This window comes from Providencia sp. JGM181, from assembly GCF_018257375.1.
GTDB classification, from domain to species: domain Bacteria; phylum Pseudomonadota; class Gammaproteobacteria; order Enterobacterales; family Enterobacteriaceae; genus Providencia; species Providencia lanzhouensis.
The window spans coordinates 1-23,059 of the sequence record NZ_JAERJY010000046.1 but is presented as its reverse complement, the minus strand read 5'-3'; the positions used below and the strand labels follow the sequence as shown (position 1 = coordinate 23,059).

Below are 23,059 nucleotides of genomic sequence, written 5' to 3'. Positions count from 1 at the left end.
TATAGGTAGAGAAAGATAAGAAAAGTCTGGGAGTTAGCCTAAATAAATGTGATTGTGTAGCACATTTATTTAGGCTAACTCCCAGACTTTTCTTATCTTTCTCTACCTATACGTCCGATACTCAGTTACAATCACCGTCAAATTTTTATTCCGTTTGTAGATAGGAGCAGTTACATGTCCATTTCGGCCAACTCACTCTTTCGTGACAGCATCAACTTTTTTAAAAACCAGTTGAATGGCCTCTTCACCATTGTGTTAATCGCCACCGCAATCAGCGTGATTGTCTACGCAATGTTAATTCCTAATGAACGGATGATCGGCGTGTTACTTGAAGCGCAGAACCAGCTACTTGAAGCGGGTAATGCCGGGTTACAAAATTGGGTACTGAGCTTACCTGAAGACGAGAAAAACAGCATTCTGCGCGTATCTATGGGCTTGATTTTATCCGTAGCATTGGGAAGTTTGGTACTGATGTGCGGCGTGCTCTCTTATATCGCCAATTTATCTCGCGGTGAAGCCGTGAACGGAACTCAAGCATTAGTTTCATCATTACCTAAAGCCCCTGCGATGTTCCTGCTGCTGATTATCTGTTCCTTATTAATTCAGCTGGGTATCACCTTGATGGTGCTTCCTGGTCTGATTTTGGCGATTGGCTTTTCTCTTGCCCCTGCCATTTTAATGAATGAAAAAGTAAATCCATTTAATGCGATGGGTAGAAGCTGGAAGCTGGCATTTGCCAATTGGCGTATCGCTGCCCCAATGATTTTAATTTGGATGGCAACGCAAATGTTAGTCAGTATGCTGTTAAGCAGCCTGCAACTGAATCATATTGTGGTCAATGGTATTTCATTCCTGATCAACAACATGATTGCCGCTTTTGCCTTAATTTACTTTTTCCGTTTATATATGCTGAGCAGCAAAAACGCATAACGCATAAATAGAAACAGATTTAATGATCAAAAAGGGCGTCTCTTCAAAGTGACGCCCTTTTATTTTTCATCCTATCGATACCATTACTCTGACAACTTACTATCGACGGTTCCTTCCTCGCTCTCCTTGCGTTCTTCAACACTTTTTTGCTGAATATGCTGCTTACTCTGGATTAAGCGGATAGCAAAATAGATATCTGGCACCACCAGTAAATCATCATCAGAACGACTAATTTTATTTTGTGATAACCAACGGTTTAGGGATGTTCGTCGCCCCGCTAGCACCAGCGTGACCCCTTTTGCTTTTAATGACGTCACAAGCTCGTTAAGTGCAGAGAATACGCTCACGTCGTTATGGGTAAAACTGACCGCCGCATCGACAATGACCCATGCCGGACGTTTACGCTGGCTATCTATATGCTTATTTAAGCGATCTTTAAAATAGTTCACATTGAAATAGGTTAGCGGTGAGTTAAAACGATAAATCAGCACGCCTTCAACCGCCTGAATATCATTATCCGGGTTCATTGAGTGCAACATACCCTGTTCGTCAACACCCAATAACTGATCTGTCGGACGGAATATCACCCGCAAAAATTGCAGTAAACCTAACAACACGGCAAAGCCCACGCCGCTGATCAAGCCGACCACTAGCACTGCGCATAGAGTAAAAACACATAAGAAAAAGGCTTGTCGGTTACGTTTACGCATGGCATAAATGCTGCGAAAACTAATCAGTGAAAACGTCGAAACCACCAGCACCATACCTAATGCGGGCATCGGAATATAACCCAGCAGATCCATTGAAAACAGCAATACCACCAAAATAGTGAGCGCAGCAATGACCGATACCATCTGCGTTTTACCGCCCATCATATCGTTCACAGCAGTTCGGCTACTGGCCGCACTCACAGCAAAACCTTGAGATAATGCCGAAGCGATATTCGCCATGCCTAAGGCTCGTAGCTCTTGATCAGCATCCACGGTATAACCATTTTTGCTAGCAAAGCTCCGCGCCGTCATCATAAAGCTCACAAAGCTGATCACTGCCAAGTTTAAGGATGGCGTTACCAAATCCCGCAATAAGCCAGGGTTAAAATCTGGAGCGGCTATTGAAGGTAATCCATTACCCAAATTACCCACGGTGCTAATGCCATATTGTTCAAGATTAAAGATAATACTGGCGCTGGTTGCCAAGACCATCGCAATAAGCAGTGATGGCCATTTGCTGCGTACCCGTTTGATCACCATCGTCACAGTAAGGGTTAACACCGCCACCGTTAATGTCGGAATATGGGTTTCAGGTAGTGCGAGCGGTAGCGCTACTAAACGCTCGATAAACCCAGAAGGCAGCGAGTCAATACCAAAAATTTTGCCTAACTGGCTGACAATAATGGTCAGTGCGACGCCATTTAATAACCCTTGTAAAATCGGCCCTGATAGAAAATCAGCAAACATCCCCAGACGAAAACGCGCCGCAATTAGGCACCATATTCCCGTCATTAAACTCATCACAATAATTAATTGCCAACGGGTGTTTTCATCCCCCATCGCCAAAGGTGCAACGGCAGCGGCGATCACCGCACAGGTTGCTGCATCCGGTCCAATGATTAATTGTTTAGAGGTTCCAAACAATGCATACATCAGCATTGGTAAAATACAAGCATATAGCCCGACAATGGCATTGATCCCCATGAGTTCAGCATAAGCAATTGCCACAGGCAGCGCCACGGCGGCGACCGACAACCCCGCTTTCACATCCGGTCCCAAGTTCGCCAACTGATATTGGCTAAAGGTTTGTAAACCGGGCATCAGATTAAATAATCGCGCCTTTATCATGGAAAAAATCTCTAAAAATTAATCAGTTAATTTCTTGTGTAGACTATTTATATCCGAACTATTAAAGTTTATCTAGGACTAAGTCAAATAAGGGTAAAATAGTGCAAATTTGATTGGTTTACAGGCTTAATTCTTGGTAAAAGAGAGCAAACTTTTAACAATCTGCGCAAAATCAGTTAAACTACGCCACTATGTTTAAGTTGACTCTGTTTGAATTGACTCTATTTAAGCTGACTATGTTCACGTTAAGGATCTGAATCCACTGTTATGAAACAACTTATTGATTTTATTCCTTTGGTTATCTTTTTTCTCTTTTATAAGCAATACGACATTTATGTTGCTAGCCAATCATTACTGATAACCACCCCGATTTCCTTATTGGTCACTTACTTTATTTATAAAAAAGTGGAAAGAGTGGCAAAAATCACCTGTGCGATTGTGATGGTATTTGCAGGGTTAACGGTGTTATTTCACAGCGCTGACTTTATCAAATGGAAAGTCACCATTATTTATGCTCTTTTTGGTATTGCTCTGTTTGCGAGCCAATGGTTTACAGAAAAACCGCTCATTCAAAGAATGTTGGGTAGCAACCAAGAAATTAAGTTAGCGGACAGCTATTGGTTAAAATTAAATACCGCTTGGGGTATTTTCTTTATTGCTTGCGCTGTTATTAATATTTACGTGGCTTATTGGATGGCTGAGAGTGTTTGGGTCAACTTTAAAGTGTTTGGATTGACGGCTGGCACCTTAATTTTCACGATCCTTAGCGTGGTATATATTTTCAAACACATGACTAAAGAACCTCAGGCGGAAAAGCCGGAAGAGTAATTTATTTCTTCGAAATATTATGATGATAAATAAGCTGCGCACTTTCGCAGCTTTTTTATGCCTATCACAGTGATTTGTTACAATTATCTGTGACTGGATGTACTCTAGCGGTTTACTATACTTATGTTTGTTTGCTATAAATGAGCAACAAAATCATAGTGTTTAATTCCTTTTAATAAAGAGTTTGATATGCAATTACCTAACGGTGAACTCGTTTTACGTACTTTGGCAATGCCTTCAGATACCAATGCGAATGGCGATATTTTTGGTGGCTGGCTAATGTCTCAAATGGATATTGGCGGCGCTATTTTAGCAAAAGAGATTGCTCTGGGTCGCGTAGTAACAGTGGCAGTCAATGGCATAAAATTTCAAAAACCAGTTGCTGTTGGTGATGTTGTTTGTTGTTATGCTCGCTGCTTAAAAACAGGGAAAAGCTCCGTCACTATCAATATTGAAGTGTGGGTGAAAAAAGTGGCAACCCACCCTGTAGGTCAGCGTTATCAAGCTACTGACGCGGTATTTACTTATGTGGCGGTCAATGATGACAATACGCCTCGTGCGTTACCTGAAGATAAACAACATTTCGAATTAGAAAGTTCACAACCTCAGGCTTAATCATTCATATACAGTAAGGGCGCTTCATAAGCGCCCTTTTTTGACCCCGATATTTCCTAGCATTTAAGCTTGGCTTACTGTGCCATCTACTTTGAAGTAAATTTCAGTGGTATAACCTTTCGCTGGTAGCTTTTCATATTTCCAACGGTTCATTGCACGCTTCACATCACGCTCAAACATCCCTTTAGGTGAAGCTTCAACAAACTCAATATTTTGCACTCGCCCATCTTCATCGATGTCATAGCGTACTTTCACATAACCATTTTTTCCTAAGCGACGAGCGCGGTCTGGATATTCAGGCGCTTGTTTACTTAATGCTTTTGGACCACGCTGACCAGTGGATTGGTTAGATGCTGTTGCATTATTTTTGACGTTAGTATCAGTTCCACGCGTGTTAGTGACTTCTTTTGGCGTAGTATCTGTATTTGTGGATGGCGTTTTGTTCATCGCCAGTTGTTTTTCAACCGGTTTAACGGGCTCTTGAACTTTTTTCGGCTCTTTTTTAGGTTCTTTCTTCGGTTCAGGTTTCTTTTTTACTTCTGGTTTTTTCTGAGGTAAGACTATCGCCGGTTCAACAATAGGCTCGGGTTCAATGATAGGTTCAGGTTCAACCACAGGCTCTGGCTCTGCCTGTGTTTCAGCTGGTGGAGTGGCTGCTGGTTCAGCAAAAGAAAGCATTGCTATCGAGATTGGCTCCTCAGGTTGAGGAAATTTCGGTTGATTAAAAATCCATGCCATTGCCAAGCCCGCATGAATTGATAATGAAACAGCAATGATCACTAACAGTCTGATACCACGCATATGCAATTTTTACCCTACACCGTTTTACTTATTGAATATGGCTAATAGTTTAAATGCAAATAGCAATCATATTCAATAAGGTTTAGCGAACAAAGTTAAAAATGTGAGTATAAACGTGAATACCCTTACTCAATCCACTGTGTAAATAACAGGGAATGACGGCGTTTATAGATGTCCATTTTGCGGAGCGAATAAATGTGCATATTGCGGCGAGAGTGTCTTTCTAACCAACGGCGACGGCGGCGAACGACTTGTCTTAGCATTCTCCAGCGACCCACTTCTTGCCTACTGCGTCTCATCTTTTTAATCCTTATCAGGTGTATGTTCGTAACAGCGAAATATTATATGCCTTTGCTCACGAGAACCAAGTGGAAGTTATCAAAGTGTTGATGAAATTTACCCCGTAAAAGAGAGGTAGATTCATTGAATTTGTCATTAATTGCACTTTTATCTATTTAACTCAGTTTTTATTCAGAATTTTTACTAAATTCTGGTATGTTTATTCTTAGTCTATATTTAATAAGACATATTTTCTTTTTTCGACTCTTTTTCTCTCTGTCAGTGAGGCTTGTTATCCATTATGGCAACCGTCTACACCTTAATGAGTTGGTTACTGTTTTTCCTGTATTGGTTAATTGTTGCTGGGGTTACTGTTCGTATCCTCGTCACACGTCGCCCCGTCACTTCGGCGATGACATGGTTACTGATCATTTATATCCTGCCTCTGGTGGGGATCATCGCGTATGCCGCATTTGGTGAGCTCCATTTAGGTCGACGTCGTATCGATAAAGCCCACCAAATGTGGCCATCGGTTGCCACTTGGCTGGAAAATCTACGCCTCTCCAAACACATTTTTGCTAATGATAACAGCCCCGTTGCGGAGCCATTATTCCAACTGTGTGAGAAACGCCAAGGTATTGCAGGCGTCAAAGGCAATCGCATTCAATTACTGACCACCAGCGAAGACTCACTAAAAGCCATTGCCAATGATATTAATAATGCCAAGAACTCTATCGAAATGGTGTTCTATATTTGGCAGCCAGGTGGGCTTGTCGATGAAGTCACCGAAGCCCTTCTCAATGCGGCAAAACGTGGTGTTAAATGCCGCATTATGGTGGACTCCGCAGGAAGCTGGCATTTTTTCCGCAGTGATTATCCCGATAAAATGCGTGCCGCAGGGATTGAGTTTGTCGAATCTCTAAAAGTAAACCTTATGCGTTTTTTCCTGCGCCGTATGGATTTACGTCAGCATCGCAAAATCGTTGTGATTGATAACTATATTTCTTACACCGGCAGTATGAACATGGTGGATCCTCGCTACTTTAAACAAGATGCGGGGGTCGGTGAGTGGGTAGATATTTTAGTCCGTATGGAAGGCCCTGTGAGTACCACATTAGGGATTGTTTACGCCTTTGACTGGGAGATGGAAACCGGACAACGCATTTTACCGCCACCACCAGATAGCAATATCATGCCGTTCGAGCAAGATAACGGACATACCACCCAAATGATTGCATCAGGTCCTGGGTTCCCTGAAGAACTTATTCAGCAATCATTAATGACGGCGATGTTCTCAGCTCGTAAGCAGCTGATCATGACGACCCCATACTTTGTCCCAAGTGATGATTTACTGCATGCAATTTGTACCGCAGCGATGCGCGGCGTTGATGTCAGTATCATCATGCCACGCCATAATGATTCTTTCTTGGTTCGCTGGGCAAGCCGCTCTTTTTACACGGAATTACTGGAAGCTGGCGTGAAAATCTATCAATTTGAAGATGGATTACTGCACACCAAGAGTGTCTGTGTTGATGGGGAATTAAGCTTAGTCGGTTCAGTGAACTTAGATATGCGCAGCTTATGGCTGAACTTTGAAATCACAGTCGTGATTGACGATAAAAGTTTTGGTAGCGATCTGACGCTGGTTCAGTATGATTATATGGCTCGCTCCACACGCTTAGATATTGAAGAATGGGAACAACGCCCGTTCTGGAACCGTGTGATTGAGCGTCTGTGCTATTTCTTTAGCCCATTATTATGATCATAATAGTTACTATTGCTTAACCGTTAGGAAAACGTCATGAGCCAGAACCCAAGTATTAACCTAATCGATGAAGATGAAATCATTGAAATTGCCTATGACCTTTTCCTTGAAGGTGCGATGGAGAATTTAGAGCCTGCCGACCAAGTGATTTTCGCGTTACAGTTCGAAGAGTGTGGCGCGGCTGAAATTGTGCCATTTAGCCAAGATTGGCATATTCTCGCCACCCAAGGATTACCTTTAGCACAAATGAGTGAAGTGGTGATCGGGCTTGCTAAAAGCCCAGAGGATGAGATTGACGATATCTTTGCACGAATTCTTATCAGTCGTAACCCTAAGCACCCTTTCCAACATATCGAATGGAAACAGTAAGCAGAAATAAAAATGGGGGAAATATTCCCCCATTTTTTATTAAACTTTATTCTACTAAATCCAACTGCAAATGATGCTTCTTAATATAGAGACGCAGATTATTGCGAATATAGTCACTCTTATCTAATGGGTATTTTTCCCACGCCGCCACAATATACGGCTCCACCCCGTCAGCAAGCTCAGGAGAACGCGCGACAGCTTGGATCGCAGTTAATGCAACTTCACTCTTATCCGCAATCATATATTCAAAGTAATTAGCAACCTTTTGGCTAAAATCGACATCATGGGAAGCCGCATACAACGCACTGACGGCAATCTGACCATTCCCATGACTAAATAAGTGTTGGAAATCTTCCACTTTGACCGCTTGCAACTCCTTGAGGATATACCCCGCAAAGCTCACCGTATCTGCATGTTCGCACTGTGCTAATTTGGCTAAAATCGCCGCTTGATACTTCGCTAAATCCGCTTTTTGATACCAATAAATCAGCTGTAATCCACGATTAATTTGCACTGAATTTTGGCTTTCAAGCGTTTGGGCTAAATAGTCCGATGAAGCATCAACGGAGTATTTTGCTAATACTTCCAACGCCTTCACATGGTAAACGTTGAGTGTTTCGTTATCTAATATACGAGTGAGTTGCTCAATGCCCTTTTCCGATAATGACGGTAACTTTTTCAGTCCTTCTAGTGCTGCCAGCTTCGTCTTTTCATTATCGTCATGATGAAATAGGTTGAATAACGCAGTTTCATTGCCGCCCATTCGATGCCCAAACCAGCCTGTATCGTATTGCTGAATAATTTCATCCAGCCAGCGCTCATACCAATCCAAGAAGTGGCGTTCATAAACAAACTGATACGGTGTTGGTGAATCGCACCATTCGTGGGTATAAACAAGACGCCCGGCATGTTCGCCCGTCACCACCAGCAGAATGTCATACGTACAGCCGCAAGTACCAAGGTAAAACAGCCCTTGGTGGATCACGCTTTCCCGTGAATCATACTCTTCATCACTGCAGTCTTCCGCTAAGTGGCTGAGTGTTTGCCACTCTTCATCGCTCATCTCGGGGCTAAGGACGCAAGGTAATGCCACCGCATCATAACGATTTTCACTGTCTTCAAAACGCTCTATACCGTAATAAGGGCCTGCACCACCATTACCCAATTGCGTCATAAACTGCACATATTCTTGGGATAACCGCACGCCAGTACGTCGCTGCCATTGTTCTATCTGCGCCATATCCAAAGGTGGATTGAGCTGATAATGGTGGCTGTCCGCTCCGAACAACTCTTCATCGCTGTCCATTTGCTTAGCAAGGGGGAGTTTTTGTTGTATACGTTGAATTTGGTCATCCGCATAACGCTGATTGATGTCTTGCCATATTTGATAAATTTGTTGCGAGTGATCACTCATTAACGGTTACTGTCCTATCAAGTTTTAATTATTTATTTTTAGCCTTTAATATCATTGCCTTTAATATCATTGCCTTTAATATCATAGCTAACTGATTATTTTAAGTAGCAATTGGGTTTGAATTCTCTGAAAATTGTTTCGCATAAAAAAGGCTCCGCTTTATAAATGATAAAGGGAGCCTTAATACAACAATAAAACGCAAATCTTACCAATTACAGTGGATCAATTTTCAAACAAGATACTGCGTGCTTGAAACTTCCTTCGAGTAATGGGCGGGTTTTGGCGCATTCTGCATCAGCACTTGGGCAGCGTGTTCTGAATACACAGCCTGAAGGCGGATTAATGGGCGATGGCAATTCCCCTTCAAGAAGCTCAATTTGCTTATTTTTTTCCTTATCAGGATCCGGTACTGGCACCGCAGACATCAATGCGCGCGTATAAGGGTGCAGCGGGTTGTTATACACTTCATCATAAGTCCCCAGCTCCACTGCATGTCCTAAATACATCACTAATACGCGGTCAGAAATGTGTTTTACCACCGCAAGATCGTGGGCAATAAAGATTAAGGAAAGTTTCATTTCCCGCTGAAGTTCTTGCAGTAAGTTCACCACTTGCGCTTGAATGGAGACGTCTAGCGCAGACACTGGCTCATCACAAATCACCAATTTCGGCTCTAAAATCAACGCCCGTGCAATCCCTATACGCTGACATTGACCACCGGAGAATTCATGAGGATAGCGGTTGATCAGGTTCGGCAATAAGCCAACTCGCATCATCATTTTCTTCACTTTTTCAGTGATTTCTTTTTGTGGCATCTTCGGATGATAAGTTTTCAGCGGCTCTGCAATAATATCTCCAATCGTCATCCGTGGATTTAAGGATGCCAGTGGATCTTGGAAAATCATTTGGATATCGCTACGCACATTACGCCACTGCTTGTCGTTCATGGTGAGCAAGTTTTGTCCTAACCATGTCACCGTGCCGCTAGTGGATTTAACCAAACCAATTAATGCACGCGCAAATGTGGATTTACCACAGCCAGATTCCCCCACCACGCCCAAGGTTTCCCCTTCGTATAAACGCAGTGTCACTCCATCGACGGCTTTTAAACTTTTATCCGGCTGCCAGAACCATTGTTGTTTATCTCTAATGGAAAAATGCACTTTTAAGTCATTGACTTCCAGCAGCACCTGCCTATTTTCTTGGCTCATACTAATTCCTCCACAGGCTTAAAGCAGGCACGTAAACGAGATTGTGCAAAACTGGATAATTGAGGCTCTTGCTCTACACAGTGTTGGTTTGCATATTGGCAACGCGGCGAGAATGGACACCCTTTGGGTAAGCGCAATAAGTTTGGCGGGTTGCCTGGAATGGTGGCTAAGTTATCGTCATCACCATCTAAGCGCGGCACTGCCGCTAATAAACCCAGCGAATATGGATGAGATGGCTGATAGAAAATATCTCGTGCGCTGCCATACTCCATCGTGCGCCCCGCATACATCACGAGCACCTTGTCACACACACCGGCGACAACCCCTAAGTCATGGGTAATTAAGATGATCGCGGTATCAAATTCCTGCTTCAGTTCATTCAGCAATGTCATGATCTGCGCCTGCACCGTCACATCCAATGCGGTTGTCGGTTCATCAGCAATCAGCAATTTTGGCTGACACAGTAATGCCATCGCAATCATTACGCGTTGGCGCATCCCCCCCGAAAATTCATGCGGATACATATTCATGCGTTTACGGGCTTCCGGCATTTTTACCGCATCCAGCATACGCACAGATTCTTCAAAAGCCTCTTTCTTGCTCATCCCTTTGTGCAGCATCAATACTTCCGATAGCTGCGTACCGATTTTCAGGTATGGGTTGAGAGAGGTCATGGGGTCTTGGAAAATCATGGAGATCTCTTCCGCACGCATGCGGTTAAGCTCTTTCTCTTTGAGGTTTAAAATCTCACGTCCATTAAACATGGCGGAGCCACCTACATGACCATTTTTTGCCAGTAACCCCATCAAGGCAAAAGCAGTTTGAGATTTCCCTGAACCGGATTCCCCCACAATCCCCAGCGTTTCCCCGGCACTCAATTCAAAATTGAGTTTATTCACCGCCGTCACATCCCCATCTTGGGTGGTGAATGTGACGTTTAAATCCTGCACCGATAATAAAGGGCTTTTGCGTGTTGAATGATCCATAAATTAGCCCCTTAGCGATCTTTCGGGTCGAGGGCATCACGTAAGCCATCGCCGATAAAGTTGAAACAAAACAGCGTGATAACTAAGAACCCTGCGGGGATCAACAGTAACCACGGCGTGACTTCCATAGAGTTAGCACCATCACTGAGTAAAGCACCCCAGCTACTGAGCGGCTCTTGAGTTCCTAAGCCAAGGAAGCTTAAAAATGATTCAAACAAAATCATACTTGGGACTAATAATGATGCGTAGACCACCACCACACCCAGTACGTTAGGGACGATATGACGCAAGATAATGTGGCGCGTGCTAACACCGCAAACTAATGCCGCTTCAATAAATTCTTTGCGTTTTAGTCCCAGCGTTTGCCCACGCACGATACGCGCCATATCTAGCCATGACACCATCCCAATAGCGACGAAAATCAGCAGGATGTTGGTACCGAATAACGTCACTAACAAAATAACGAAGAACATGAATGGGAAGGAGTTTAAAATTTCCAGTAAGCGCATCATGATGGAGTCGACTTTACCGCCCACATAGCCTGCCAGTGAGCCATATAAGGTTCCGACCACCACCGCGACTAATGCCGCCGCTACGCCGACCATTAAGGAAATTCTCCCACCAATTGCCACGCGCACAAGTAAATCACGCCCTGATGCATCGGTTCCAAAATAGTGTCCGGTCGCCCAATCAGGTGGCGTCGACATCATTTCCCAGTCGGTATCGTCATATAAAAATGGCGATAACATCGGTGCCAAAATCACAAACATCGTAATACAAAACAGCACACACAGGCTGACAATTGCCGCACGGTTATGCATAAAGCGTCGTCTTGCATCTTGCCAAAGACTGCGCCCTTCAATATCCAGTTGCTCAGAAAAATTTTCCAGAGCTTCACTATTTTTGTTGTTTAATAACATAGTGTTTCTCCGGTCTTAGTAACGAATTTTTGGGTCGATGACGGCGTACAGCACATCGACGATAGCATTAAAGGCAATGGTCAATACCCCAACTAAAATCGTTAAGCTAAGCACTAACGAGTAATCACGGTTTAATGCGCCATTGACGAACAACTGTCCAATTCCCGGTAAGCCGAAAATGGTCTCAATCACCATGGAACCCGTGATGATCCCCACGAATGCAGGTCCCATATATGAGAGCACTGGCAGTAATGCAGGTTTTAACGCATGGCGGAAAATAATGGTACGCAGCGGTAATCCTTTTGCGCGCGCAGTACGAATAAAGTTTGAGTGCATGATCTCAATCATTGAACCACGGGTAATACGCGAAATACTGGCGATATACGCCAAAGAGAGTGCCACCATCGGTAAAATCATGTGCGTGACGTTACCACCATCCCAACCTCCACCGGGGAGCCATTTCAAGTGAATGGCAAAAATCAGCACCAAAAGTGGTGCCACAACAAAGCTTGGGATAACAACCCCCGTCATGGCAAATCCCATGACTGTAAAGTCCCATTTGGTATTTTGATTTAATGCGGCAATCACCCCCGCAGTAACACCAAATAACACGGCAACCACAAAGGCTGTGGCGCCTAATTTTGCAGACACGGGAAAGGCTTTCGCAACTAAATCGTTGACGCTATAGTCTTTATATTTGAAAGAAGGACCAAAATCCCCTTGAGAAAGTTGGAATAAGTAGTTGAAATACTGCTTATACATAGGGTCATTAAGGTGATACTTCGCCTCAATGTTGGCCATAACTTCGGGTGGAAGTTTACGTTCGCCGGTAAACGGGCTACCCGGCGCGAGTCTCATCATAAAAAATGAGATAGTGATAAGAATCAGTAAAGTCGGAATTGCTTCAAGCAAACGACGCAAAATAAATTTAAACATTGCCCTTTCCTACTTCTATTGCCATCTAGGTAATATTGCCATTAGGCTTATAGCTGGCTCACAAGGAGCCAGCCTGTTGTGATTAGTGCTTGATGATATACAGATCTTTAGTATGTAAGTTATCTAATGGATCTTTACCCGTATATCCACCCACGTATGGCTTCACTAAGCGGGTGTTCACATAGTAGTAGAGAGGCACGATACCAGAATCTTTATCTAACAGTTTTTCGGCTTGCTGGTACAGCTCAGCACGCTCTTCATCCGTTTTCACCTGAAGTGTTTTCTTCATGGTGGCATCGAAATCTTTGTTTTTATAATGCACGGTATTGTTACTGCTATAAGAAAGCAGCATGTTTAAGAAGGATGACGGTTCGTTATAATCCGCACACCAGCCCGCACGCGCTACGTCATAGTTACCTTGGTGTCGGCTATCTAAGAAGGTTTTCCACTCTTGGTTTTCCAGTTTCACATCAGCACCAATATTTTTCTTCCACATGGACGATGCGGCGATAGCTATACGCTTATGTAAATCTGACGTGTTATACAATAAGTTGAATTTCAGTGGATTTGATTTGTTATAACCCGCTTCTTCCAGCAGTTGTTTGGCTTTTTCGTTACGCTGCTCTTGAGTCATGTTCGCATACCAGTCTGGTTTTTCTGTTTTCATGCCACTGGTAAACGGTGGTGTGAAGCCATAAGCTGGAATATCACCTTGCGCTTTCACTTTGTAAGTAATGACATCTCTGTCCATTGAAAGCTTTAACGCTTCACGAACACGCGGATCATTAAACGGCGGTTTTTCGTTATTAATTTCGTAATAATAGATACAGAGATACGGATTTACACGCAGCTCTTTTGGCATATTTTCTTGCAGTGACTTGAATTGTTCGATTGGTAAATTGCTATAGGTCATATCAATTTCACCACTGCGGTAACGGTTAACATCTGTTACTTCAGAGGAAATAGGCAGGAAAGTCACTTGATCAATCACGGTGTTTGCGTTATCCCAATAAGTTGGGCTACGTTCTAAAACAATACGTTCGTTAACCGTCCAATCTTTTAATTTATAAGCACCATTACCCACAAAATTAGCTGGTTGAGTCCACTTAGCACCATATTTTTCGATTGTTTTTTTATTCACTGGTGACATCGAGGAGTGTGCCAATAATTTTGGAATATAAGGGACAGCTTCACTTAAGCTAATCACTAAGGTTTTATCATCCAGCGCTTTAACACCCAGCTCTTCTGGCTTTTTCTTACCTGCAATCACATCATCAATATTGTTGATATGTGCATACTGCAAATAACTCGCGTATGGGGATGCGGTATCCGGATCTGCGAGTCGGCGCCAGCTATACACGAAATCCTCTGCCGTGACAGGGTCACCATTTGACCACTTAGCGCCATCACGAATTTTGAATGTCCACTCGGTAAAGTCTTTATTTTCCCAGCTTGTGGCTGAGCCTGGTAAAATTTCTCCATCTGGGCCAACAATCGTAATCCCTTCAAAAAGGTCTCTCGCTAGAGCTGACTCAGGAACACCTTCAATTTTATGCGGATCAAGGGATTGAGGTTCAGAACCATTGTTGCGAACCATATTTTGTTTTTCAGCCAGTTCGACACCTGCTGGAACCACTGCACCATAACTTGTCGCCATCGTCCCTGCCATTAACCCAGCAGCAACGCTTAAAGCAACAAATGTCTTATTCAGTAATTTGCTCATTATTTTGGTTACTCCCATACTATTGTTTTGGTTGTGTTGTTGATGCATCTGCTTACTGAATCAGTAAGCAATTATTTTGTTTATTACAAAATTATTAATTAGTAGAATTAATATATAACCGCTTAATATCCATATGATCAAGAGGGTCTTCACCTTTAAATCCTCCGATTGTGGGTTTGATCATCCTTGCACTCACACGGTAATACACGGGAACTAGCGCAGATTCCTTATCCAGCAGGGTTTCCGCCTGTTGGTAAATCTGTTGACGAGCTTGGTCATTCGGAGCCGTTAAAGCCTCTAATAGCAGTTGGTCATAGGCTTTATTTTTATAGGCCGCCGTATTGTTGCTGTTTTCTGATAGTAATGAATTCAAGAATGCAGAAGGTTCATTGTAATCGGCACACCATGTTGCTCTTGCAACCTGATAATTTCCTTCATGGCGATTTTGCAGTGTGGTTTTCCACTCTTGGTTTTGCAGTGTTACCTCTGCGCCAATATTTTTCTGCCACATGGATGCCGCTACAATCGCCTGCTGTTTATTTTGGTCTGAGGTGTTATATAGCAAGGTAAACTTGAGCGGATTTTTGGCGTTATACCCAGCCTCCGCGAGCAACTCTTTCGCACGCTGATAACGCTGTTCTGGCGTGAGCTTTGCCCATTCTGGCACTGCAAAATTACCATTATGGATAAACGTTGGCGTAAAACCGTAAGCCACCGTCTGTCCTTGATCGATAATTTTATTAGTGATGGTTTCTCTGTCTAAACCTAACTTAATGGCTTCTCGTACTCGAGGATCCGTGAATGGGGCTTTTTGATTATTAATTTCATAATAAAACGTACACAAAAACGGACGAACATACAGTTCGTTCGGCTTCTCTGCTTTCATCTTTTTGAACAGTGTTGGAGGAATAGCCGAATTACTAATATCAATTTCCCCACTGCGATAGCGATTGTTATCACTGACTTCAGAGGTAATCGCTAAGAATGTCGCTTGATCAATCTGCGTTTTTGCGTCATTCCAATATAACGGATTACGCTTGATGATAATCCGCTCGTTGACCGTCCACTCATCCAAAACATAAGCGCCATTGCCCACAAAGGAACCCGGTTGAGTCCATTTATCGCCGTACTTTTCAATAGCTTTACGGTTAACGGGTTTCATTGATGTGTGGGAAAGCATATCGATAAAATACGGGACGGGATGGCTTAGCGTGACTTGCAAATGTTTGTCATCAAGGGCTTTAACGCCCAATGATTCTTTAGGTTTTTGACCTTTTAAAATAGCGTCTGCATTTTCTATATAAGCATTTTGTAAATAACTGGAATAAGGCGAACCAGTTTTAGGATCCGCTAAACGCTGCCAACTATATACAAAATCCTCTGCAACAACGGGAGTGCCATCACTCCACTTGGCATCATCTCGTAGGGTAAATGTCCATACGGTGTAATTTTCATTTTGCCAATGGGTTGCCATACCAGGAACCGCCACACCATTAATATTGTCATAAACCAGCCCTTCCAATAAATTTAAAATAATATTGCCTTCAGGTACCCCTTCGACTTTATGAGGATCGAGTGAAGTCACTTCTGAACCGTTATTGACCACTATTTTATTTATGGATGTTGTATTTAATGGGGATTTATCGGGGGTTGATGAGGCTTGAGCAGAAATTGTTAATGAGAAAATGAGACAGGAAAGTAAACTGTGCTTGGTAGTAAGTTTCATCGTTGCGCCTTCTCCATTTCATAGTTGCGGTTTTACAGTTAACGTTTCAACGTATGTTGAACGACGTTTAGTTCGCCTACACATTGTTGATTTACTACTGCTCTAGTCACTGTTTCTTAAGCTGTTTTCTAATTTAACCACCAAAAGCTTTCCTTAACGGTGCAATTTCGCTCAGAAAGCTTATAAAAAAAAGTTATAAAAAATTACATTTATTTAACATTTAAAGTTGGAGAGCCTATTAAAAAGGGGTTACACACTTCCTCAATCTTTAAATATTCAAATAAAAACAATTAGATAATAAAAAACCTTAAGTTACTCTTAAAATTTTCATCAACATTAATCCAAACATATCATTAACAATCTCTAATGAGAATAGTGAATAAATTTACGCAGCTCACATTTCCTTACTTTTTATGCCTGATTTTGCAAAAAGTGCGACACATAATCACATTCCAAATTTATCGCGTAGAGGAATTATTTTGATTGTAAAGGACGGTTTGATTGCGCAGAAAAAACCAAAATAATTGAGTGAGTATTTTGAATTCGAAAGAAATAATAGAATGGTGGGAAAGGCGGATGAGAATAGCCGCCTCGTAAGACGGCTAAATAATGCTCAAACTATAAAAGTCCTGGAAATATGGCTTTAACGCCCGTTACAGCAATTTCGATACCTAATGACATAAGTAGCAGGCCCATGATACGGGTGACAACGTTGATCCCCGTTTGCCCTAAGTAACGAACCAGTAAAGATGCAGAGCGGAACAACAGCCAGCAGCAAAAAGCAAACAAAATACTGGTTAACGCTAAACCAATAAAGTTCTGCCAGCCTGTCCAACGTGATGACCAGACAATGCACGAACTGATTGCACCAGGCCCCGCCATTAACGGAAGCGCTAACGGCACCACCCCAATGCTATCGCGCACTGCGGTTTCCGTTTTTTCTTGTTTGTTCTGTTTGTCCTCACCAATTTTACCGCTGATCATTGATAGCGCGATGGTGACAATCAGAATTCCCCCCGCGATGCGGAATGAGTCAATTGAAATACCAAACAGCTGTAATATCGAGTCCCCCACCAGCAACGATGTACAAAGAATAATTGCGACTGATGAGTTGGCTATCGTATTAGTTCTATTGCGGCTCGCAACGGTTTGATAGTTTGTCATACTAATAAACACAGGCAGGATACCAACCGGGTTTACCAACGCAAATAGACCAATAAAAAATTTAATATAGCCTGATAAATCAAGTAATGTTGCGCTCACCCATTAATACCCTCATAAAATTCTTAAACAAGAAACGCTTACCTGAACTAATTTTATCACTGAAATCGCTAAAATCCTTAGTTAAAGAACAATTTTGTGCATCTTAGTAGAATTATTTATTGCAGATTATCTTAATGACAAAAAAAGGATGATTTATTCACCTCTTTTTAGCGATAAATTAATCATTTTTTTGCAAATCAATGAATCCCATAAAAACGGCATGCTGAATGGAGTCAGCTTGCATATTTTGTGATTTAGATCACTTTATTAAATTCCCTTTTTGTTAATCTAGTCTCAACTGATAAACGCGGTAATCAATCAGTTAATTTTTACTTTTTGAGCTATTTATCTGAGATTTATAAGCCAATTAGCATGGGCGGAAAGCATTATTATTAAGTTTATCTATACTGTTGTTTTGGGTGGTCGTTTTAGATGTTCTAGTCACAACAGCTTTTTTTAGATGCTTTGCTCATTGGCTTAAAAATTTTAACTTTATCAGGAGTAATCTATATGTCCGTAACAAACGTTACTGAACTCAATGAACTTGTTGCTCGTGTCAAAAAAGCTCAACGTGAATTCGCCAGCTTCTCTCAAGAGAAAGTGGATCGTATTTTCCGCGCCGCTGCTCTTGCTGCTGCTGATGCACGAATTCCATTAGCAAAACTCGCAGTTGAAGAGTCAGGCATGGGGATTGTTGAAGATAAAGTGATTAAAAACCACTTCGCTTCTGAGTATATCTACAACGCATATAAAGACGAGAAAACCTGTGGTGTTCTATCTGAAGACCCAACTTTTGGTACCATCACCATTGCTGAGCCGATTGGTATTATCTGCGGTATCGTTCCAACCACTAACCCAACCTCTACTGCAATTTTTAAATCATTAATTAGTTTAAAAACCCGTAACGCTATTATTTTCTCTCCACACCCACGCGCTAAAATTGCGACTAACCGTGCTGCTGAGATTGTATTGAACGCGGCCATTGAAGCTGGCGCACCAAAAGATATTATTGGCTGGATTGACTCCCCATCTGTTGAGCTGTCCAATGCACTGATGCACCACCCTGACATTAACCTGATCTTAGCGACAGGTGGCCCAGGCATGGTGAAAGCGGCTTACAGTTCCGGTAAACCTGCGATTGGTGTGGGTGCAGGTAACACGCCAGTTGTTATCGATGAAACCGCAGACATCAAACGTGCCGTTGCCTCTATCTTAATGTCAAAAACATTTGATAACGGTGTGATTTGCGCCTCTGAACAATCTGTTGTGGTGGTTGATGCGGTTTATGATCAAGTCCGTGAACGTTTTGCTACTCATGGTGGTTATCTGCTGCAAGGTAAAGAGCTCAAAGCGGTACAAAATATTATTTTGAAAGATGGCAACTTAAATGCGGCTATCGTAGGTCAACCTGCATTTAAAATTGCAGAAATGGCGGGTGTTGTCGTTCCTGAAACCACTAAGATCCTAATTGGCGAAGTCAAACTTGTTGATGAGTCAGAGCCATTCGCTCATGAAAAACTGTCCCCACTCTTAGCAATGTATCGCGCTAAAAACTTTGAAGATGCGGTAGAGAAAGCTGAACAGTTAGTGGAAATGGGCGGTATCGGTCACACATCATGTCTCTACACTGACCAAGATAACCAACATGACCGAGTCAGCTATTTTGGCGAAAAAATGAAAACAGCGCGTATTTTGATTAATACCCCTGCATCTCAAGGCGGTATCGGTGACCTGTATAACTTTAAACTGGCGCCGTCTTTAACCTTGGGTTGTGGTTCTTGGGGTGGTAACTCCATCTCTGAAAACGTGGGACCAAAACATTTAATCAATAAGAAAACCGTGGCAAAAAGAGCTGAAAATATGTTGTGGCATAAACTTCCTAGTTCAATCTATTTCCGCCGTGGATGTCTTCCAATCGCTTTAGAAGAGATAGCCACTGATGGTGCGAAACGCGTCTTTATCGTGACCGATAGCTACTTATTTAATAATGGCTATGTTGATGAAATTGTCGATGTTCTGAAAAAACACCATATTGAAACCGATGTTTTCTTTGAAGTCGAAGCTGACCCAACATTATCCGTTGTGCGTAAAGGTGCAGCTCAAATGCAAGCCTTCCAACCGGATGTGATCATCGCTTTAGGTGGTGGTTCCCCAATGGATGCTGCGAAAATTATGTGGGTGATGTACGAACATCCAGAAACACACTTCGAAGAATTAGCATTACGTTTTATGGATATCCGTAAACGTATTCACAAATTCCCGAAAATGGGTGTGAAAGCAAAACTGGTCGCTATCACTACCACTTCAGGTACAGGTTCAGAAGTGACGCCATTTGCTGTTGTGACGGATGATAAAACAGGTCAAAAATACCCATTAGCGGACTACGCATTAACACCAAATATGGCGATTGTTGATGCTAACCTCGTGATGAACATGCCTAAATCCTTAACCGCATTTGGTGGTTTGGATGCAGTGACTCACGCATTAGAATCTTATGTTTCTGTTCTGGCAAATGAGTTCTCTGATGGTCAAGCACTCAAAGCACTGACCCTGTTAAAAGATTATCTGCCAGCAAGCTACCACGAAGGAGCAAAAAACCCAGTAGCAAGAGAGCGTGTTCATAATGCGGCAACATTAGCCGGTATTGCTTTTGCTAACGCCTTCTTAGGGGTTTGTCACTCAATGGCGCATAAACTGGGATCGGAATTCCATATTCCACACGGTTTAGCAAACGCCCTATTGATTTGTAACGTAATTCGTTTCAACGCAAATGATAACCCAACTAAGCAAACAGCATTCAGCCAATATGACCGCCCTCAAGCACGTCGCCAATACGCTGAAATTGCTGACCACTTAGGGTTAACCAAAGCCGGTGACCGCACTGGTGCGAAAATTGAGCGATTACTGGCTTGGTTAGAAGAGATGAAAGCGGATTTAGGCATTCCTAAGTCTATCCGTGAAGCTGGCGTTGCCGAAGCGGACTTCTTAGCTCACTTAGATAAACTGTCTGAAGATGCATTTGATGACCAATGTACTGGCGCTAACCCACGTTATCCGCTGATATCTGAAATTAAACAACTGTTACTGGATTCTTACTACGGTCGTGAATTTACTGAAAAAAGTGCAGAGCCAGCAGCACCAAAAGCTGAAAAGAAAAGCAGTAAAAAATAGTTAACTCGTTGATGGCTTAGCCATTAATACATAAAAAAGGCTTCAAAAGATTTAGGATTTTCCTAACGCTTTTGGAGCCTTTCTCGTTATTTCGTCATAATACTTTATACTTATCTTAGGTGTCCATCTGGAAAAATATGCGTTCCGCAAATTGATGCTTTCCAATCGACAATGATTTTTCCTTTATTGTGGATTAATAAGCTGATATGAAAAAACTGGCTGGCGTTACCTACATACTTTTATTCATAGTAAGCTTTTTTGCTTACAGTGCTGACTTGCGTTTGGAACAAACTCGATTAATCCTAAATAGCACTAAATCCAATGCTACATTTACCATTGTGAATGATGATTTGAACCCCTATCTAATTCAGATCTCTGTAACTGAACAACTTGAAGGTGCCAAATCCCTTTATTTTGCTGTGACACCACCACTGTTCAGATTAGATGCAAATAGTAAGTTTAGTGCTCATGTATTATTAAAAAATGAAAGGGAATTACCCGTAGATAGAGAATCTCTGTTCTTTTTAAATACACGGGCTATTCCCGCCCAAAAGCATCCTAATGAACAGAAAAATGATGCCAAACGCTCGTTTGTGACGAATATCGTGATTAAAGTCTTTTACCGCCCTAATCAACTGGCAGTGCCTAATAATGCAGTATTTCAGCAAGTGACTCTAAAAAAACAGGGAAAACAATGGGTGTTTAATAACCCTACCCCCTATTATCTCACGGTGGTAAACCTCAAATATAACCAGCAAAACTATAGAAAAAGCCTAATCCTCACGCCATTTAGTGATACTGAAATCACTGGTCTACAAGGTCATATTTCCCAAGCTAGTTGGCAGATGATTAATGATTTTGGTGGTCTCTCTGACATTATTATTTATCCGTCAGTTAAGAGTAAATAAGTCAATAATTCCCATTTGATTGGTGCGCTTTTCTCTATTTTTGTTTTTATTGACGATGTTGGGGTTTCCTGCAATCACACTCGCCATTGATGATAGTTTGAAGTTTTCATTACAACGACCGTTTTTAAATGCTGAAATGCTAAATTTCATTACGCCCTACAGTTTCGAGTAAATTTGCATTTTTTGATTATATGATATGTGCCAAAGTGTGAAATTAAACTGGCATAAAAAGAAAGCCCCATGTTAAAAACATGAGGCTTATCAAATCTCACTCAATCCGGTTTTATTCTATGAACGCTGAAACTTTATCTGCCATGCATCCCTTTTAAGAACTAGCGAGCTGAGTATTTTATTAATTCATTTACTTTATTTGACAAAAATATCTTAATAATCTGATATTCCTATTTGTAAACTATATAACTCATTAATCTTAATTAATGATTATTTGAAGTTAAACGGTATTTTTTCAATTGCACCGCTATTCATTAATTGAGCTTGCTTGATAGCGTCTGAGTAATGCTTTCGACAAACTGAAATATACTTTTCATTCCCGCCGATATCCACTTGATCCCCCTCATATACTGGGATGCCATCACCACCAATCCGTAAAACTTTATTTGCCTTACGTCCACAGTAGCAGACGGTTTTTAACTCAACGAGTTTATCTGCCCATGCTAATAAATATTGGCTTCCTGCAAACAACTCTCCGGAAAAATCCGTTCGTAAACCATAACAGAGTACCGGAATGTCTAAATTATCGACGACATCACATAATTGCTCTACTTGCTGTTTTGTCAGAAATTGGCATTCATCAATAAGTACGCAATGTACTTTTTGAGCATTATTCTCGTTTTTGATAATTTTTGCCATATTCGTTATAGGCGAAAATAATAACGCATCCGCAGATAAACCGATCCGCGAAGATACCTTACCTTGACTGAAGCGGTTATCGATTTCAGCGGTAAAAATCAGCGTACGCATTCCACGTTCGTGATAGTTATAGGAAGATTGTAATAATGAAGTCGATTTACCCGCATTCATCGCAGAATAATAGAAATATAGCTGTGCCATTGGGCGGTTCCCTAAAAAATAATATTCGCGAATACTTTAGCATAAAGGTTTTTTAAGATTAACTTAAACCTATGTAGATAAGTAAGTGTATGAATTTCCATCCATCACTATGTTAAATTAGTTCCTTTAGATCACACACCATCTGTGTTGTAGACAATTAATCTCAAACTGATATTAACTTTATCTGGTATAGATATTGGCACATATTGCTAAGTTTATTCTGTCAAAAAAAGAAAATTTCCGTTAAAGACATCCATTGATACATCGACAAACAAAAGGTAATGGTTATCACTAGGCTCTGTCTC

General features: G+C 41.9%; 19 protein-coding genes. 7 read left to right on the top strand and 12 right to left on the bottom strand.

Features of this window, described 5'->3' with window-relative positions; genetic code table 11:
• The first annotated feature begins 174 nt into the window (after positions 1 to 174).
• On the top strand, positions 175 to 930 hold the full coding sequence (locus tag JK188_RS08375) for a YciC family protein (protein ID WP_211885705.1): 756 nt from the start codon (positions 175 to 177) through the stop codon (positions 928 to 930).
• Positions 931 to 1,013: 83 nt separating this feature from the next.
• On the opposite strand, the gene JK188_RS08370 is transcribed toward JK188_RS08375, so the two are convergent.
• Positions 1,014 to 2,768 (bottom strand): SulP family inorganic anion transporter, encoded by a 1,755-nt coding sequence (locus JK188_RS08370; protein WP_211885706.1) that lies wholly within the window; start codon positions 2,766 to 2,768, stop codon positions 1,014 to 1,016.
• A 267-nt stretch (positions 2,769 to 3,035) separates the two neighbouring features.
• Between JK188_RS08370 and JK188_RS08365 the strand changes: the two genes are divergently transcribed.
• Both JK188_RS08365 and yciA read left to right on the top strand, forming a co-directional pair.
• Positions 3,036 to 3,596 (top strand): septation protein A, encoded by a 561-nt coding sequence (locus tag JK188_RS08365; protein WP_154603731.1) that lies wholly within the window; start codon positions 3,036 to 3,038, stop codon positions 3,594 to 3,596.
• Between the two features lie 189 nt (positions 3,597 to 3,785).
• The gene (gene yciA / locus JK188_RS08360) at positions 3,786 to 4,211 is read left to right on the top strand and encodes an acyl-CoA thioester hydrolase YciA (RefSeq protein WP_006658727.1); all 426 of its coding nucleotides are present in this window, start codon (positions 3,786 to 3,788) and stop codon (positions 4,209 to 4,211) included.
• Between the two features lie 63 nt (positions 4,212 to 4,274).
• Here the strand turns inward: yciA and JK188_RS08355 are convergent, their stop codons facing one another.
• Together JK188_RS08355 and JK188_RS08350 are read right to left on the bottom strand one after the other, a co-directional pair.
• Positions 4,275 to 5,012 (bottom strand): TonB family protein, encoded by a 738-nt coding sequence (locus tag JK188_RS08355; protein ID WP_036956526.1) that lies wholly within the window; start codon positions 5,010 to 5,012, stop codon positions 4,275 to 4,277.
• Between the two features lie 125 nt (positions 5,013 to 5,137).
• Positions 5,138 to 5,311, bottom strand: a complete 174-nt coding sequence (locus tag JK188_RS08350; RefSeq protein WP_132496008.1) for a YciY family protein — start codon at positions 5,309 to 5,311, stop codon at positions 5,138 to 5,140.
• A gap of 281 nt (positions 5,312 to 5,592) precedes the next feature.
• On the opposite strand from JK188_RS08350, the gene cls reads away from it, so the two are divergent.
• A complete protein-coding gene (cls, locus tag JK188_RS08345; RefSeq protein ID WP_036956524.1) occupies positions 5,593 to 7,053 on the top strand; it encodes a cardiolipin synthase in 1,461 nt (486 codons plus the stop codon).
• A gap of 39 nt (positions 7,054 to 7,092) precedes the next feature.
• Positions 7,093 to 7,425 carry an HI1450 family dsDNA-mimic protein gene (locus JK188_RS08340; RefSeq protein WP_154603729.1) on the top strand — a complete coding sequence of 111 codons (333 nt, stop codon included), beginning with the start codon at positions 7,093 to 7,095 and terminating at the stop codon, positions 7,423 to 7,425.
• Positions 7,426 to 7,471: 46 nt separating this feature from the next.
• On the opposite strand, the gene JK188_RS08335 is transcribed toward JK188_RS08340, so the two are convergent.
• The 8 genes from JK188_RS08335 to JK188_RS08300 form a co-directional block, all read right to left on the bottom strand.
• A complete protein-coding gene (locus JK188_RS08335; RefSeq protein WP_211885708.1) occupies positions 7,472 to 8,839 on the bottom strand; it encodes an SMI1/KNR4 family protein in 1,368 nt (455 codons plus the stop codon).
• A 212-nt stretch (positions 8,840 to 9,051) separates the two neighbouring features.
• Positions 9,052 to 10,050, bottom strand: coding sequence for a murein tripeptide/oligopeptide ABC transporter ATP binding protein OppF (gene oppF / locus JK188_RS08330; RefSeq protein WP_154603727.1), 999 nt, complete (start codon positions 10,048 to 10,050; stop codon positions 9,052 to 9,054).
• Complete coding sequence (locus JK188_RS08325; RefSeq protein ID WP_211885709.1) at positions 10,047 to 11,036, bottom strand: ABC transporter ATP-binding protein; 990 nt, start codon at positions 11,034 to 11,036, stop codon at positions 10,047 to 10,049. Before JK188_RS08325 ends, oppF begins: the two co-directional genes overlap by 4 nt.
• Before the next feature lie 11 nt (positions 11,037 to 11,047).
• On the bottom strand, positions 11,048 to 11,956 hold the full coding sequence (oppC, locus tag JK188_RS08320; protein ID WP_211885711.1) for an oligopeptide ABC transporter permease OppC: 909 nt from the start codon (positions 11,954 to 11,956) through the stop codon (positions 11,048 to 11,050).
• A 15-nt stretch (positions 11,957 to 11,971) separates the two neighbouring features.
• Positions 11,972 to 12,892: an oligopeptide ABC transporter permease OppB gene (gene oppB / locus JK188_RS08315; protein ID WP_154603724.1), complete on the bottom strand. Its 921-nt coding sequence runs from the start codon at positions 12,890 to 12,892 to the stop codon at positions 11,972 to 11,974.
• Positions 12,893 to 12,974: 82 nt separating this feature from the next.
• Positions 12,975 to 14,615 carry an oligopeptide ABC transporter substrate-binding protein OppA gene (oppA, locus tag JK188_RS08310; RefSeq protein WP_211885712.1) on the bottom strand — a complete coding sequence of 547 codons (1,641 nt, stop codon included), beginning with the start codon at positions 14,613 to 14,615 and terminating at the stop codon, positions 12,975 to 12,977.
• A gap of 94 nt (positions 14,616 to 14,709) precedes the next feature.
• On the bottom strand, positions 14,710 to 16,341 hold the full coding sequence (locus tag JK188_RS08305) for an ABC transporter substrate-binding protein (protein WP_211885714.1): 1,632 nt from the start codon (positions 16,339 to 16,341) through the stop codon (positions 14,710 to 14,712).
• A gap of 618 nt (positions 16,342 to 16,959) precedes the next feature.
• Positions 16,960 to 17,604 carry a YchE family NAAT transporter gene (locus tag JK188_RS08300; RefSeq protein WP_036956506.1) on the bottom strand — a complete coding sequence of 215 codons (645 nt, stop codon included), beginning with the start codon at positions 17,602 to 17,604 and terminating at the stop codon, positions 16,960 to 16,962.
• 510 nt (positions 17,605 to 18,114) lie between these two features.
• On the opposite strand from JK188_RS08300, the gene adhE reads away from it, so the two are divergent.
• Both adhE and JK188_RS08290 read left to right on the top strand, forming a co-directional pair.
• Positions 18,115 to 20,775, top strand: a complete 2,661-nt coding sequence (adhE, locus tag JK188_RS08295) for a bifunctional acetaldehyde-CoA/alcohol dehydrogenase (protein WP_211885716.1) — start codon at positions 18,115 to 18,117, stop codon at positions 20,773 to 20,775.
• A gap of 206 nt (positions 20,776 to 20,981) precedes the next feature.
• Positions 20,982 to 21,683, top strand: coding sequence for a fimbrial biogenesis chaperone (locus JK188_RS08290; protein ID WP_211885719.1), 702 nt, complete (start codon positions 20,982 to 20,984; stop codon positions 21,681 to 21,683).
• Between the two features lie 441 nt (positions 21,684 to 22,124).
• On the opposite strand, the gene JK188_RS08285 is transcribed toward JK188_RS08290, so the two are convergent.
• Positions 22,125 to 22,754, bottom strand: coding sequence for a thymidine kinase (locus JK188_RS08285; RefSeq protein ID WP_036956500.1), 630 nt, complete (start codon positions 22,752 to 22,754; stop codon positions 22,125 to 22,127).
• Positions 22,755 to 23,059: the final 305 nt, after the last annotated feature.